We start from the raw sequence: 14,077 nt of genomic DNA, 5'->3' as shown, positions 1-14,077 counted from the left end.
GCTCAAACCCAGCCGAATGCGGCCAGCACCATATCGATCAGCTTGATGCCGATGAACGGCACGATAATCCCGCCCAAACCGTAGATCAGCAGATTGCGGCGCAGCAGGATCGCCGCGCCCAGCGCGCGATAACGCACGCCTTTGAGCGCCAGTGGGATCAGCAGCACGATGATCAGCGCGTTGAAAATCACCGCCGACATAATCGCGGAAGCCGGCGTGGCCAGATGCATCACGTTCAGCGCGTTCAGTGCCGGATAGGTGGTCGCGAACGCCGCCGGAATGATCGCGAAGTACTTGGCGACGTCGTTGGCAATCGAGAACGTGGTGAGCGAGCCGCGCGTCATCAGCATCTGCTTACCGATCTCGACGATCTCGATCAGCTTGGTCGGATTCGAATCGAGGTCGACCATGTTGCCGGCTTCTTTCGCGGCCTGCGTGCCGGTGTTCATCGCCACCGCGACGTCGGCCTGTGCGAGCGCCGGGGCGTCGTTAGTGCCGTCGCCGGTCATCGCCACCAGACGACCTTCGGCCTGGTGCGAGCGAATCGTCGCGAGCTTGGCTTCCGGCGTGGCTTCGGCGAGGAAATCGTCGACGCCTGCTTCGGCTGCAATCGCTGCTGCCGTCAGGCGGTTGTCGCCCGTCACCATGATGGTCTTGATACCCATCTTGCGCAGTTCGGCAAAGCGCTCCTTGATGCCGCCCTTCACCACGTCCTTCAGTTCGATCACGCCGAGCACGCGTGCGCCCTGCTCGCCTTTCTCGGCGACCACCAGCGGCGTGCTGCCGCGGCGCGCGACTTCGGCTACTGCCGTGCTGACTTCGTTCGGGAAACGGCCGCCATTTACTTCGACGTAGTGCTTCACCGCGTCAGCCGCACCCTTGCGGATTTCGCGGCCCGGCAGGTCGACACCGCTCATGCGCGTTTGCGCCGTGAACGCGAGGAACACCGCATGCAGCGAGCCCATATCGCGTTGACGGATATTGAAACGCTGCTTGGCCAGCACGACGATGCTGCGGCCTTCCGGCGTTTCGTCGGCGAGCGACGAAAGCTGGGCTGCATCGGCGAGCGCTTCTTCGGTCAAGCCGGGCGCCGGCACAAATTGCGATGCCTGACGGTTACCGAGCGTGATCGTACCGGTCTTGTCGAGCAGCAACACGTCGACGTCACCCGCGGCTTCAACAGCACGGCCCGAGGTGGCGATCACGTTCGCCTGCATCATCCGGCTCATCCCAGCCACACCGATCGCGGACAGCAAGCCGCCGATGGTGGTCGGAATCAGACACACCAGCAGCGCGACCAGCGCGGTAATCGTGACCACGTGACCCGCTTTCGCAGCTTCGACGGAGAACATCGAGAACGGCAGCAGCGTGGCGGTAGCGAGCAACATCACGATCGTCAACGCGACCAGCAGAATCGTCAGCGCGATTTCGTTCGGCGTTTTCTGACGCTTGGCGCCTTCGACCATCGCGATCATGCGGTCGAGGAAGGCCTCGCCCGGATTCGCCGTAACACGCACGACAATCCAGTCCGACAGCACGCGCGTGCCGCCCGTCACCGACGAAAAGTCGCCGCCCGACTCGCGGATCACCGGCGCGGATTCACCCGTGATCGCCGATTCGTCGACCGACGCGACACCGTCGATCACTTCGCCGTCAGCCGGAATCACGTCGCCGGTTTCGACCAGCACGACGTCGCCTTTACGCAGATCGGACGCCGTCAGAATACGGATCGGCGACTTCGGATGCGGCTCGTTGAGCTTCTTGGCCATCACGTCTTTCTTCGCGCTGCGCAGCGACGCGGCCTGGGCCTTGGAGCGGCCTTCGGCGAGCGCCTCCGCGAAGTTCGCGAACAGCACCGTGAACCACAGCCACAAGGTGACCGCGAGAATGAAGCCCGCGGGCGCCTCGGCCTGGCCGCCGAGCGCGGCGATCCACAGAATGGTCGTCAGAATACTGCCGACGTACACGCAGAACATCACCGGGTTACGGAACTGCGTGCGCGGCGTGAGCTTTTTGAAGGAGTCCACGATCGCCGGGCGCAGCAGCGCCGGGTCGAACATGGACCTGGTTGCATTATGTTCAGTCATTGAATCCTCGAATTTCCCGTTTGCGCGTGTTCACTCGCTGGTCGCCTGTGTCATCCCGATGGGCCGCCTCAATGGGCACCCATCATCATCAGATGTTCGACACCAGGTCCGAGCGCAAGCGCGGGCACATAAGTCAGCGCGCCGACCAGCAACACCGTGCCGAGCAGCAGCACGACGAACAGCGGGCCGTGAGTCGGCAACGTGCCGCCCGTCACACCAATGCGCTTCTTCGATGCCAGCGAACCGGCAATCGCCAGCACCGGGATGATCGAGCCGAAGCGGCCGAACCACATCGCGATCGCCGTGAGCCAGTTGTAGAACGGCGTGCTCACCGTCAGGCCGGCAAACGCACTGCCGTTGTTATTCGCAGCCGAGCTGAACGCGTAAAGAATTTCAGAGAAACCGTGCGCGCCGGGGTTAGCGATACCCGCTTTGCCCGCCTCGGTCAGCACCGCGATCGACGTGCCCACCAGCACCAGCAGCGGCGTAAGCAGCACCACGATCGACACCATCTTCATCTCGTACGCCTCAATCTTCTTGCCGACGTATTCAGGCGTGCGGCCGATCATCAGGCCTGCCACGAACACGGCCAGCAGGGCGAACACGAGCATGCCGTACATACCGGAACCCACGCCGCCGAAGATCACTTCGCCGAGTTGCATCAACAGCATCGGATAGAGGCCGCCGATCGGCGTCAGCGAGTCGTGCGTATTCGCTACCGCGCCGCACGAAGCCGCCGTGGTCGCCACCGTGAAGATGCCCGACTGCGCAATACCGAAGCGCGTTTCCTTGCCTTCCGCATTGCCGCCCGACTGCATCGCATTCGCCGATTGATCGACGTGCAACGCGGTCAAGGCCGGATTACCCGATTGCTCGGCGCCGATTTCGCCGAACACGCATGCGCCGAAAGCGATCGTCATCGCCGCGAGCACGGCCACGCCCTGCTTGCGGTCCATGATCATGCGGCCGAATACGAGCGCCAATGCCGCAGGAATGATCAGGATCGAGAAGATCTGCACGAAGTTCGAGAACGGCGTCGGGTTTTCGTACGGATGCGCCGAGTTACCGTTAAAGAAACCTCCACCATTGGTGCCGAGCATCTTGATCGCTTCCTGCGAAGCAACCGGGCCCATCGCGATGGTCTGCGTCTTCACCTGCGTATCGACCGTTACCGGATTGCCCTTGGCGTCCTTCACCGGATTGCCTTGTGCATCGAGCTTCGGGGCGGCGTACGTCGTGGTTTGCAACGTCGGCACGTCCTGATACGACTTGAAGTTCTGGATCACACCCTGACTCATCAGCAACGCAGCGATGATCGCCGACATCGGCAGCAACACGTAGAGCGTCACACGCGTCAGGTCGACCCAGAAGTTGCCGATGGTTTGCGCGGTGTGACGCGCGAAGCCGCGAATCAGCGCGATCACCACCACGATGCCGGTGGCGGCCGAGAAGAAGTTCTGCACGGTGAAGCCGAGCATCTGCGTCAGATAGCCGACGGTCTGCTCGGGCGTGTAATCCTGCCAGTTCGTATTGGTCACGAAGCTGATCGCTGTATTGAATGCGCCGTCCACGGTCATCGGACCGAACTGCTGCGGATTGCCCGGCAGCCAGCCTTGTACACGCAGCAACACGTAAAGGAACAGCGCGCCAAGCGCGTTGAACGCGATCGTGGCGATCGCGTAGTGCTTCCAGCCCATTTCCGTCGACGGATCGACGCCCGCGATGCGATACAGCAACCGCTCGATCGGGCCGCCGAAGCGAACCACGCGCGAGCTGCCGTCCATCACGTTGCTCAGATAGCGGGCCATCGGCACCGCGGCCGCCAGCAGCACGACGATGAAAAAGCCCGCTTGCAGGACATTGTTCGAGTTCATTCAATGTCCTCCGCGCGCAACAGCGCATAGACCAGGTACACAAACAGCAGCGCGGTCGCCGCGCCCGACAACCAGAGAATCCAGTTCATGAGCGCGCTCCCTGGCCGCGCCGGAACTGCATCAACTTTTCGCAGCCGGCGATCAACGCAAAGGTCAGCGCGGAAAACAGCACCAGCCCCCCGACATACAGCACATCCATTTTTATTCCCCATTCACGGACTTTGGATAGGTGCAACGTTATGCCGAAGCGCGTAAAGGGCTGGTCAAAGATCCGAGACGGGGTGTAAAAATCGCGTAAACGGAAAAGGCCGTTCCATCATGGGATGGAACGGCCTTGTGCCAATGGGGTATGGATTGGCGCCAGACGCCTTACGGCAGCAGAATCGTCGAACCCGTAGTGCGGCGCCCTTCGAGATCCGCGTGCGCCTTACCGGCATCTGCCAGCGCGTAGCGTTGATTGATGCTCGCCTTCACCTTGCCCGACACCAGCATGTCGAACAGTTCGGCGGACATCGCCTCGTAGTCGCCGCGCTTGGCGATATAGGTAAACAGCGTGGGGCGCGTAAAAAACAGCGAACCGCGTCCGGCAAATTCCGATGAATCGATCGGCGGCAACGGTCCCGACGCATTGCCGAAGCTCACGAACATGCCGAGCGGCGCGAGGCAGTCGAGCGAGCCCGTAAACGTGTCTTTACCGATCGAGTCGTACACCACCGGCACGCCCGCGCCGTTGGTGATTTCGCGCACGCGCTTGGTGAAGTTTTCGCGCGTATAAACAATCGCATGATCGCAACCGTGTGCCTTGGCGATCTCGGCTTTCTCGTCGGAACCCACCGTGCCGATCACCGTCGCGCCCAGCGCTTTCGCCCATTGGCAAGCCAGCAGGCCGACGCCGCCGGCCGCGGCCTGGATCAAAATCGTATCGCCGGCCTTCACCGGATAGGTACGGCGCAGCAGGTATTGCGCGGTCAAGCCTTGCAGCATGACGGAGGCCGCCTGCTCGTCGCTCACCGCGTCCGGCACCTTGACGACTTGCGCCGCCGGCAGCACACGCTCCTGGGTGTAGGCGCCTGGCGGACGCGCCACGTATGCCACGCGGTCGCCTGCCTTCAGGCCGGTCACGCCCGCACCGACCGCCGTGATTTCACCGGCCGCTTCCATGCCGAGGCCACCGGGCAACGGCAGCGGATACAAACCCGTGCGGAAATATACGTCGATATAGTTCAGGCCCACCGCAGTCTGCTTGATGCGAATCTCGCCCGTTCCCGGCTCGCCCACTTCGACGTCGACCCATTTCATGACCTCCGGGCCACCGGTTTTGTCGAATCGGATTGCTTTGACCATCATGTCTCCTTGATGTGTGATTCAGCCTGATCGTGAAGCGCCACCGCGCCGGTTCAGACCTGCTGCCCGAGGCGCAAGGCCAGCACGTCGAGAATCATGCGCGCGGTCGAAATATTGGTGGCGCACGGAATGTTGTGAACGTCGCAGGCGCGTACCAGTGCGTTGATGTCCGGTTCGTGCGGCTGCGGCGTCATCGGGTCGCGCAGGAAAATCACCATGTCCACCCGCCCTTCCGCGAGTTGCGCGCCGATCTGCAAGTCGCCACCATGCGGGCCGGACAACATCCGCTCGACCGTGAGGCCATGCGCGTCACCGATGCGCGTGCCGGTCGTACCGGTCGCGACGATCTCGCAGCGCCTGAGCGTATCGACGTATTCGCCGGCCAGTTTGACGATATCGTCTTTCTTGTGATCGTGCGCAATCAGCGCAATGCGGGTGGTCATGACGTAAGACTCCTGAAACCGTTGTGAATGTCGTTGTTGTAGTGATGGTGAGGCCGGTGCTGCGTCGGTGCTGCGCCGGTGCCTCAATACCTGGCCGCTCAGAACGTACCTGGGTAAGTGCCGCCGTCGATCAGCCAGTTCTGCCCGGTGATGTAGCCGGCATGCACGCTGCACAGGAACGCACAGGCGCGGCCGAACTCATCGCGATTGCCGAAACGGCCGGCGGGAATCGTCTTCATGCGCTGCTTGCGTGCGTCGTCGACGGAAATGTTTTGCGCCTTGGCCTGCGCCGCGAAAGTGGTGGCAATGCGATCGGTGTCGAACAGGCCGGGCAGCAGGTTGTTGATCGTCACGCCCGAAGACGCCACCTTGCTGCGCGCGAGACCCGCCACGAAGCCGGTCAGCCCGGAGCGCGCCCCGTTGGACAGGCCGAGCACGTCGATCGGCGCCTTGACCGCCGAGCTCGTGATGTTGACGATGCGCCCAAAGCCACGCTCGCTCATCCCGTCGACGGTCGCGCGGATCAGTTCGATCGGCGTCAACATGTTGCTCTCCAGCGCGCGAATCCAGTCTTCGTGCGTGAAGTTGCGAAAGTCGCCCGGCGGCGGGCCGCCCGCGTTGTTGACCAGAATGTCCGGCTGCGGACAGGCGGCGAGCGCCGCGGCACGTCCTTCGGGCGTGGTGATATCGCACGCCACCGTTTTCACCTCGACGCCGCTCTGCTTGCGGATCTCGGCGGCGGTCGCCTCCAGGGTCTCGGCCGTGCGCGCGACGATCGTCAGGTTGACGCCTTCGGCGGCCAGCGCTTCCGCGCAGCCGCGCCCCAGACCCTTGCTGGCCGCGCAAACCAGCGCGGTGCGTCCTGCGATTCCCATGTCCATGTATCTATCCTCATGACGTAGTCGTGGCGCGGGGATGGTCCCGCGTTTGCCCGATCCTGGCAAAGTTTCCCCCGATTCTAGAAGAATCGGTGCCGGACTGTGCCGGGCCACTGCAATCTCCGGTATCTTCCGGCGCCACTCTTTCGGTAAACTTGCGCCGTGGCGCGTCCGCCCGCCGGTCTCAGGCCGTGCGGACCGCCAAACCGATCCCTCTAGCCGCCGCTTGCGCCCCCGCCATGACCCAGGACAGCCGTTTTCCCAATCTTTTCATCCTCGATCACCCGCTGATCCAGCACAAGCTCTCGCATATGCGCGACCGGGACACCTCGACCCGCACGTTCCGCGAACTGCTGCGCGAAATCACGCTGCTGATGGGCTACGAAATCACCCGCAACCTGCCGATGACCACGCGCCGCCTCACCACGCCGCTGGTCGAGATCGACGCGCCGGTGATCGCCGGCAAGAAACTGGCGATCGTGCCCGTACTGCGGGCCGGCATCGGCATGTCGGACGGCCTGCTGGAGCTGGTGCCGTCGGCGCGTGTGGGCCACATCGGCGTGTATCGCGCCGAGGACCACCGCCCGGTCGAGTATCTGGTGCGCCTGCCGGATCTGGAAGACCGCGTGTTCATTCTGTGCGATCCGATGGTCGCGACCGGTTACTCCGCCGTCCACGCAGTGGACGTCCTCAAGCGCCGCAACGTGCGCGGCGAGAACATCCTGTTCCTCGCGCTGGTGGCGGCCCCGGAAGGCGTGCAGGTGTTCCAGGACGCGCATCCGGACGTCAAGCTGTACGTGGCGTCGCTCGATTCGCACCTGAACGAGCACGCGTACATCGTGCCGGGTCTCGGCGACGCCGGCGACCGCCTGTTCGGCACGAAAAACTGACAGCGGGCTGAAAAAACGCGGTGGAGGCGCGCGCAACACGCCGCCACCGCTCAATTTCCACGCGATTTCCGACTAAGCTCTCCTCTGCCGCACCCCTGCGCCGTGATAAAATTCGAATCCGCTCAAAGAGCGGCTCGACTTGCACTGCCACGCGGTGCATCACGCCTCTACGCCGGGTCTGCCGGGACCGGCGCATCTGAGCGCCGCTGAGCCGCCCGCTGACCGTCCTGCCCCGCCCCAACCGCGCTGCCGACCTTTGGTCCCGCCAGCCGGACCGGCCGGGCGCGATCAAGCTGAGGAAAGCCTGACACCGGGCGGTCCGGCGCCGAGCGGTTTGACATCGAGGCGCAAGGCCGCAATCAGCAGCGCCGCGCGCCCGACATCGCAACGACAATTGCACTATGCGTGCGCCCCACTGGCGCGCGCGACGGAGAAAAGTATGGCGGGTCATTCGAAATGGGCCAACATCAAGCATAAAAAAGCAGCGGCGGACGCCAAGCGCGGCAAGGTCTGGACGCGGCTCATCAAGGAAATTCAGGTGGCGGCCCGCATGGGTGGCGGCGACATCGACTCGAACCCGCGTCTGCGGCTCGCCGTCGAAAAGGCGTACGACGCCAACATGCCGAAAGATAACGTCAACCGTGCGATCCAGCGCGGTGTGGGCGGTGTCGATGGCGCAAACTACGAAGAAATCCGCTACGAAGGCTACGGCATCGGCGGCGCGGCAGTGATCGTGGACACCATGACCGACAACCGCACCCGTACGGTGGCGGACGTGCGTCACGCGTTCTCGAAGAACGGCGGCAACATGGGCACGGACGGCTCGGTGTCGTTCATGTTCGATCACGTCGGCCAGTTCCTGTTCGCGCCCGGCACGCCGGAAGACAAGCTGATGGAAGCCGCGCTCGAAGCCGGCGCCGAAGACGTCGTCACGAACGAAGACGGCAGTATCGAAGTGCTGTGCCCGCCGAACGATTTCCCGAAGGTGAAGACCGCGCTTGAAGCCGCGGGCTTCAAGGCCGAGTTGGCCGAGGTGACGATGAAACCTCAGACGGAAGTCGAATTCACGGGCGAAGACGCCGTGAAAATGCAGAAGCTGCTCGACGCGCTGGAAAGTCTGGACGACGTGCAGGAAGTCTATACAAACGCCGCGATCGCCGACGAATGAGCGTGCTCCGGCGGTGCCTCGCGCGTGAGTTTGCTTCGTCGAACCACGCCCGCGCCGCCGGTTGGCCCTCGCGTTGCAGTTGAGCGGGCGTTGGTTGGGCATTGGTTGGGCGTTGATCGGGCATCGATTTATGCCCTTCCACATTGCCGCCACCCGGGTTCGCTATGTGCCCTGCGCCGCTGCCTGGCTGCGGGCCCATTGCAAACCTCGCTGTTATTCCACGGCTGGGCGTGATGCTTCAGCCGTTTATGGTTTTTAAGTCTCGGGGATTCACATGAAGTTACTCGTCGTCGGTTCCGGCGGTCGCGAACATGCGCTCGCATGGAAGCTCGCGCAATCGCCACGGGTCCAGCTCGTCTACGTTGCTCCCGGCAATGGCGGCACCGCCCAGGACGAGCGTCTGCGCAATATCGACATCACCGATCCGGCCGAACTCGCCGATTTCGTCGAGAAAGAACAGATCGCCTTCACGCTGGTCGGGCCGGAAGGGCCGCTCGCCGCGGGTATCGTCAACCTGTTCCGCTCGCGCGGTCTGAAGATTTTCGGGCCGAGCAAGGAAGCCGCCCAGCTCGAGAGTTCGAAAGATTTCGCCAAGGCGTTCATGAAGCGCCACGCGATCCCGACCGCCGAATACGAAACCTTCGCCGACGTCGCCGCCGCGCACGCGTATCTGGACGCCAAGGGCGCGCCGATCGTGATCAAGGCCGACGGCCTCGCCGCCGGCAAGGGCGTCGTGGTTGCGCAAACGCTGGAAGAAGCGCACGCAGCCGTCGACATGATGCTGTCGGACAACAAGCTGGGCGACGCCGGCGCGCGCGTCGTGATCGAGGAATTCCTCGCGGGCGAGGAAGCCAGCTTCATCGTGATGGTGGACGGCAAGCACGTGCTGGCGCTCGCTTCGAGCCAGGATCACAAGCGCCTGCTCGACGCCGACCAGGGTCCGAACACCGGCGGCATGGGCGCCTACTCGCCCGCGCCGATCGTCACGCCGCAACTGCATGCACGCGTGATGCGCGAAATCATCCAGCCGACCGTGCGCGGCATGGAGAAAGAAGGCATCCGCTTCACCGGCTTTCTGTACGCCGGCCTGATGATCGACGCGCAAGGCAACCCGAAAACGCTCGAATTCAACTGCCGGATGGGCGACCCGGAGACGCAGCCGATCATGGCGCGCCTGAAGGGCGACTTTTCGAAGGTGGTCGAGCAGGCCATCGCCGGCACGCTCAACACGATCGAACTCGAATGGGACCGCCGCACCGCGCTTGGCGTGGTGCTCGCCGCGCACAACTATCCGGACACGCCGCGCAAGGGTGACCGGATCAGCGATATCCCGGCTGAAACCGCGGATTCGGTCACGTTCCACGCGGGCACAACGCTGTCGGACGGCAAGCTGACCACCTCGGGCGGCCGCGTATTGTGTGTGGTCGGTCTGGCGGATTCGGTGCGCAGCGCTCAATCGGTCGCGTACGAAACGATCAACCAGATCTCGTTCGACGGCATGCAATATCGCCGCGACATCGGTTACCGCGCCTTGAACCGCAAGCACGACGCCAAGAGCGAAGGCAAGCAGTAAGCCCTACCCCCACTTGCCCGCGTGCGGCGCCAACGGCGCTACACTGCGGGTTTTCGCGGCTGTCGCGGCGCCCACCGCACCACGTGGGCTGCCCCCGGTTGATCGGTATTTCACCCGGCGCGAATAACCGTAGCGCCGCGTCTTCGCAGGGATACCCCAGGCGAAGCCCGGCCCTCGCCCTTCACGAAGAACCCGCGGCACGACGAGCGTGCCGCCCTCAGCATCTGCACTCATGACCGATTCGAGCTATGACGCACAGGCCGTGCGCAGCTGGCTGCAAGGCCTGCAAACGCATATCGCGGACACGCTCGGCGCGTTCGACGGTAAGCCGTTCGCGACCGACGCATGGCAGCGCGCCCCCGGCGAAAAGCTGCGCGGCGGCGGCTGCACGCGGATTCTGGAAGGCGGCAATTTCTTCGAGAGAGCCGGCATCGGCTTTTCGGACGTAGCGGGCGACGCGCTGCCGGGTTCGGCGAGCGCCGCGCGCCCGCAACTGGCCGGCCGCGGTTTCGAAGCCATGGGCGTCTCGCTCGTGCTGCACCCGCACAATCCGCACTGCCCGACCGTGCATATGAACGTGCGTCTGCTGATCGCGACCAAGGCCGGCGAAGAACCGGTGTTCTGGTTCGGCGGCGGCATGGACCTGACGCCGTACTATGGCTACGAGGAAGACGCGCAGCATTTCCACCGGGTGTGCCGCGATGCGCTGCAGCCTTATGGCGCCGACCTCTACCCGAGTTTCAAGCGCTGGTGCGACGAGTATTTCTTCCTCAAGCACCGCAACGAACCGCGTGGCATCGGCGGGATTTTCTTCGACGATTTCTCGGCGCCGGGCTTCGATCAATCCTTTGCGATGCTGAAAAGCGTCGGCGAAGGATTCCTCAAAGCGTATCTGCCGATCATCGAAAAGCGCCGCAACATTCCGTACGGCGAAGCCGAGCGGGAATTCCAGGCATACCGGCGCGGCCGCTACGTCGAGTTCAATCTGGTCTTCGACCGTGGCACACTGTTTGGGCTGCAGAGCGGCGGACGCACCGAATCGATTCTGATGTCGATGCCGCCTGTGGTGAACTGGCGCTACAACTGGCAGCCCGGGCCCGGCACGCCGGAAGCGCGTCTTTACAGCGATTTTCTCGTGCCGCGCGAGTGGGTGTGAGGCTTTAAGCCCACACCGTACTCCACGTGACCACGCAAAGGATTTTCACCTGAAGCCGAACGCTCATCCTGTCGCCTTGCCTCGCCGGATCGGACTGCTCGGCGGCACATTCGATCCGATCCACGACGGCCATCTCGCGCTCGCGCGGCGTTTCGCCGAGGTGCTGAACCTGACCGAACTGGTGCTGCTGCCGGCCGGCCAGCCGTGGCAAAAAACCGACGTGTCAGCGGCTGTTCACCGGCTGGCCATGACCCGGGCCGCCGCCGGCGCATTGGTGCTGCCGGGCGTGACCGTGCGGGTCGCAACCGACGAAATTGAACACGACGGTCCGACGTACACCATCGACACGCTGCAGTTATGGCGTGAACGCGAAGGTCAGGATGCGTCGATTGCGCTTCTGATCGGCGCGGATCAACTGGTGCATCTCGACACATGGCGCGACTGGCGGCGCCTGTTCGAGTTTGCCCATATTTGCGCGGCCACGCGCCCCGGTTTCGACCTCGCGTCGATTCCGCCCGTGGTCGCGAAAGAAATCGACGCGCGCCGTGCCCGCGCCGACGTTCTGCAAGCCACCCCCTGCGGCCACTTGCTGATCGATACGACGCTTGCGTTCAACGTCTCGGCCACCGACATTCGCGCGCATCTGCGCGAACAGGTGACCCAGCGGCTTGCCCTCGCGGGCGGCGAACCGCAGGACAAGAGCCAGGCCCGGGCCGCAAGCCATGTCCCCACCGCGGTGTGGGACTATATTCTTCAACATCATCTGTACCACCGGTAACCCCATGGATATTCGCAAACTGCAACGCGTGATCGTCGACGCTCTCGAAGACGTCAAAGCGCAAGACATCAAGGTGTTCAACACCAGCCACCTGACCGCCCTGTTCGATCGCGTGATCGTCGCCTCCGGCACCTCGAACCGCCAGACCAAGGCACTCGCTTCGAGCGTGCGCGAAAGCGTCAAGGAAAACGGTGGCGACGTGGTCAGCACCGAAGGTGAAGACGTCGGCGAATGGGTGCTGGTCGATTGCGGCGACGCGATCGTGCACATCCTGCAACCGGCGCTGCGCCAGTACTACAACCTCGAAGAGATCTGGGGCGACAAGCCGGTGCGCATCAAGCTGTCCACGCCGAATCCGTTCGGCGGCGCCAGCGTGAGCGAGCCGGACGACGAGGAAGAAGAGGACGAAGCGCCGGCTGCGAAGAAAACCGCACGCAAGACGCCGGTACGCCGCAAGTAAGGTTGTGGCCGGCAAACCGCTGAAGTCTGCGACGCATGGCAAGCGCTTGCGTCCGCGATTGCAGCGATTGCTGCGCTTGCGCCCCTGATTACATCCGTCATGAAACTGCACATCCTCGCCGTCGGCCACAAGATGCCGGACTGGATCGCCACCGGCTTCGACGAATACGCGAAACGCATGCCACCCGAGCTGCGCATCGAGTTGCGCGAGATCAAGCCCGAGCAGCGTTCGTCGGGACGGCCGGCCGAAAGCGTGATGGCGGCCGAGCGGCAGAAAATCGAAGCCGCGTTGCCGAAGAACGCGCGCATTGTCGCGCTCGATGAGCGTGGCAAGGACTGGACCACGATGCAGCTCGCCGGCGCGCTGCCCGGCTGGCAGCAGGACGGCCGCGACGTGGCGTTTCTGATCGGCGGCGCCGACGGACTCGATCCCGATCTGAAAGCACGCGCCGATATGCTGTTGCGCGTTTCCAGCCTGACCCTGCCGCACGCCATGGTGCGCGTGCTGCTCGCCGAACAGCTTTACCGCGCGTGGACCATCACGCAAAATCACCCCTATCACCGCGTGTGAGCGAACGAGGCGGCTGACAGATCGCGTGATCCAGCCTCTCGTTGCTCGTCGCCGTGTTTCGCGCGGCGCCGCTGAGGGCCGATCCGCTGATCGGCGCTTCCATTCGATGTTTTTCATCCGATGCCTTTGCACGTGAGCGCATGCCGTTCGAACGCAGCGCACGCACCTGGCGTTCACGTGCAATCCGCGAAACATCGCCAGCAACCGTTTCATCGAGACCTGTTCATGCCAACGCCCGCTGCTTCGCTACATCCGTTCGTCTACCTCGCTTCGCAAAGCCCACGCCGTCAGGAGTTGCTGCAACAGCTCGGCGTACGTTTCGAATTGCTGCTGCCGCGTCCCGACGAAGATGCCGAAGCGCTCGAAGTCGAACTGCCCGGCGAACGCGCACGCGACTACGTGCAGCGCGTGTGCATCGCCAAGGCGCACGCCGCACGCGCGCGTCTCGTGGCAGGCGGCCATGCCGCGCGGCCGATCCTGGTGGCCGACACAACCGTCACGATCGACGACGCGATCCTCGGCAAACCCGTCGACGCCGCCGATGCCGTCGCGATGCTCACGCGTCTCGCGGGCCGCGCCCACGAAGTGTTGACAGCCGTCGCGGTGGTCGATGCGGAAGGCACGTTGCTGCCTGCTGCGCTATCGGTATCGAAGGTGCGTTTTGCTGCACTGCACGCGGACGCCGTGCGCCGCTATGCCGCAAGCGGCGAGCCGCTCGGCAAGGCGGGCGCGTATGGCGTGCAGGGACGCGCCGCGGAGTTTGTCGAACATATCGACGGGTCCTATTCAGGTATCATGGGTTTGCCGCTTTTTGAAACCGCTGCCCTCCTGCGTGCAGCGAGCATCGACTTCTAAA

At 63.7% G+C, this 14,077-nt stretch carries 15 protein-coding genes; 8 read left to right on the top strand and 7 right to left on the bottom strand.

The features are described 5' to 3' along the window. Positions 1–2 precede the first annotated feature (2 nt). The 7 genes from kdpB to ACOSV0_RS05075 form a co-directional block, all read right to left on the bottom strand. The gene (gene kdpB / locus ACOSV0_RS05105) at positions 3–2,087 is read right to left on the bottom strand and encodes a potassium-transporting ATPase subunit KdpB (protein ID WP_434109151.1); all 2,085 of its coding nucleotides are present in this window, start codon (positions 2,085–2,087) and stop codon (positions 3–5) included. A 68-nt stretch (positions 2,088–2,155) separates the two neighbouring features. After that, positions 2,156–3,961, bottom strand: coding sequence for a potassium-transporting ATPase subunit KdpA (kdpA, locus tag ACOSV0_RS05100; protein ID WP_434109150.1), 1,806 nt, complete (start codon positions 3,959–3,961; stop codon positions 2,156–2,158). Beyond that, complete coding sequence (gene kdpF / locus ACOSV0_RS05095; protein WP_011487462.1) at positions 3,958–4,050, bottom strand: K(+)-transporting ATPase subunit F; 93 nt, start codon at positions 4,048–4,050, stop codon at positions 3,958–3,960. The genes kdpA and kdpF overlap by 4 nt, the downstream gene beginning before the upstream one ends. Next, the gene (locus ACOSV0_RS05090; RefSeq protein WP_120345708.1) at positions 4,047–4,160 is read right to left on the bottom strand and encodes a potassium ABC transporter ATPase; all 114 of its coding nucleotides are present in this window, start codon (positions 4,158–4,160) and stop codon (positions 4,047–4,049) included. The genes kdpF and ACOSV0_RS05090 overlap by 4 nt, the downstream gene beginning before the upstream one ends. Before the next feature lie 170 nt (positions 4,161–4,330). Continuing rightward, positions 4,331–5,305: a quinone oxidoreductase family protein gene (locus ACOSV0_RS05085; RefSeq protein ID WP_434110169.1), complete on the bottom strand. Its 975-nt coding sequence runs from the start codon at positions 5,303–5,305 to the stop codon at positions 4,331–4,333. A gap of 53 nt (positions 5,306–5,358) precedes the next feature. Then, positions 5,359–5,748, bottom strand: coding sequence for a methylglyoxal synthase (locus tag ACOSV0_RS05080; protein WP_434109149.1), 390 nt, complete (start codon positions 5,746–5,748; stop codon positions 5,359–5,361). A gap of 98 nt (positions 5,749–5,846) precedes the next feature. After that, positions 5,847–6,629: an SDR family oxidoreductase gene (locus ACOSV0_RS05075; RefSeq protein ID WP_434109147.1), complete on the bottom strand. Its 783-nt coding sequence runs from the start codon at positions 6,627–6,629 to the stop codon at positions 5,847–5,849. A gap of 236 nt (positions 6,630–6,865) precedes the next feature. On the opposite strand from ACOSV0_RS05075, the gene upp reads away from it, so the two are divergent. From upp to ACOSV0_RS05035, 8 genes are all read left to right on the top strand, one after another. Then, on the top strand, positions 6,866–7,516 hold the full coding sequence (upp, locus tag ACOSV0_RS05070) for a uracil phosphoribosyltransferase (protein WP_434109146.1): 651 nt from the start codon (positions 6,866–6,868) through the stop codon (positions 7,514–7,516). Positions 7,517–7,955: 439 nt separating this feature from the next. After that, entirely contained in the window at positions 7,956–8,684 is a 729-nt protein-coding gene (locus ACOSV0_RS05065) for a YebC/PmpR family DNA-binding transcriptional regulator (protein ID WP_434109145.1), read from the top strand. A gap of 274 nt (positions 8,685–8,958) precedes the next feature. Continuing rightward, positions 8,959–10,257 (top strand): phosphoribosylamine--glycine ligase, encoded by a 1,299-nt coding sequence (gene purD, locus ACOSV0_RS05060; RefSeq protein WP_434109144.1) that lies wholly within the window; start codon positions 8,959–8,961, stop codon positions 10,255–10,257. 232 nt (positions 10,258–10,489) lie between these two features. Beyond that, the gene (gene hemF, locus ACOSV0_RS05055; RefSeq protein ID WP_434109143.1) at positions 10,490–11,413 is read left to right on the top strand and encodes an oxygen-dependent coproporphyrinogen oxidase; all 924 of its coding nucleotides are present in this window, start codon (positions 10,490–10,492) and stop codon (positions 11,411–11,413) included. A 49-nt stretch (positions 11,414–11,462) separates the two neighbouring features. Continuing rightward, entirely contained in the window at positions 11,463–12,191 is a 729-nt protein-coding gene (locus ACOSV0_RS05050; RefSeq protein WP_434110167.1) for a nicotinate-nucleotide adenylyltransferase, read from the top strand. Positions 12,192–12,195: 4 nt separating this feature from the next. Beyond that, entirely contained in the window at positions 12,196–12,651 is a 456-nt protein-coding gene (rsfS, locus tag ACOSV0_RS05045) for a ribosome silencing factor (RefSeq protein WP_434109141.1), read from the top strand. A 99-nt stretch (positions 12,652–12,750) separates the two neighbouring features. Further along, positions 12,751–13,221: a 23S rRNA (pseudouridine(1915)-N(3))-methyltransferase RlmH gene (rlmH, locus tag ACOSV0_RS05040; protein ID WP_093639533.1), complete on the top strand. Its 471-nt coding sequence runs from the start codon at positions 12,751–12,753 to the stop codon at positions 13,219–13,221. Between the two features lie 225 nt (positions 13,222–13,446). Continuing rightward, positions 13,447–14,076: a Maf family protein gene (locus ACOSV0_RS05035; protein ID WP_434109139.1), complete on the top strand. Its 630-nt coding sequence runs from the start codon at positions 13,447–13,449 to the stop codon at positions 14,074–14,076. Position 14,077: the final 1 nt, after the last annotated feature.

Origin of the sequence: Paraburkholderia caffeinilytica (assembly GCF_051027425.1) — a bacterium.
GTDB classification, from domain to species: domain Bacteria; phylum Pseudomonadota; class Gammaproteobacteria; order Burkholderiales; family Burkholderiaceae; genus Paraburkholderia; species Paraburkholderia caffeinilytica_A.
This window is presented reverse-complemented; position numbering and strand designations above follow the sequence as displayed.

Coding starts and splice junctions, on each gene's coding strand:
- kdpB (WP_434109151.1), bottom strand. CDS start 2,087: ATGACTGAACATAATGCAACCAGGTCCATGTTCGACCCGGCGCTGCTG.
- kdpA (WP_434109150.1), bottom strand. CDS start 3,961: ATGAACTCGAACAATGTCCTGCAAGCGGGCTTTTTCATCGTCGTGCTG.
- kdpF (WP_011487462.1), bottom strand. CDS start 4,050: ATGAACTGGATTCTCTGGTTGTCGGGCGCGGCGACCGCGCTGCTGTTT.
- ACOSV0_RS05090 (WP_120345708.1), bottom strand. CDS start 4,160: ATGGATGTGCTGTATGTCGGGGGGCTGGTGCTGTTTTCCGCGCTGACC.
- ACOSV0_RS05085 (WP_434110169.1), bottom strand. CDS start 5,305: ATGGTCAAAGCAATCCGATTCGACAAAACCGGTGGCCCGGAGGTCATG.
- ACOSV0_RS05080 (WP_434109149.1), bottom strand. CDS start 5,748: ATGACCACCCGCATTGCGCTGATTGCGCACGATCACAAGAAAGACGAT.
- ACOSV0_RS05075 (WP_434109147.1), bottom strand. CDS start 6,629: ATGGACATGGGAATCGCAGGACGCACCGCGCTGGTTTGCGCGGCCAGC.
- upp (WP_434109146.1), top strand. CDS start 6,866: ATGACCCAGGACAGCCGTTTTCCCAATCTTTTCATCCTCGATCACCCG.
- ACOSV0_RS05065 (WP_434109145.1), top strand. CDS start 7,956: ATGGCGGGTCATTCGAAATGGGCCAACATCAAGCATAAAAAAGCAGCG.
- purD (WP_434109144.1), top strand. CDS start 8,959: ATGAAGTTACTCGTCGTCGGTTCCGGCGGTCGCGAACATGCGCTCGCA.
- hemF (WP_434109143.1), top strand. CDS start 10,490: ATGACCGATTCGAGCTATGACGCACAGGCCGTGCGCAGCTGGCTGCAA.
- rsfS (WP_434109141.1), top strand. CDS start 12,196: ATGGATATTCGCAAACTGCAACGCGTGATCGTCGACGCTCTCGAAGAC.
- rlmH (WP_093639533.1), top strand. CDS start 12,751: ATGAAACTGCACATCCTCGCCGTCGGCCACAAGATGCCGGACTGGATC.
- ACOSV0_RS05035 (WP_434109139.1), top strand. CDS start 13,447: ATGCCAACGCCCGCTGCTTCGCTACATCCGTTCGTCTACCTCGCTTCG.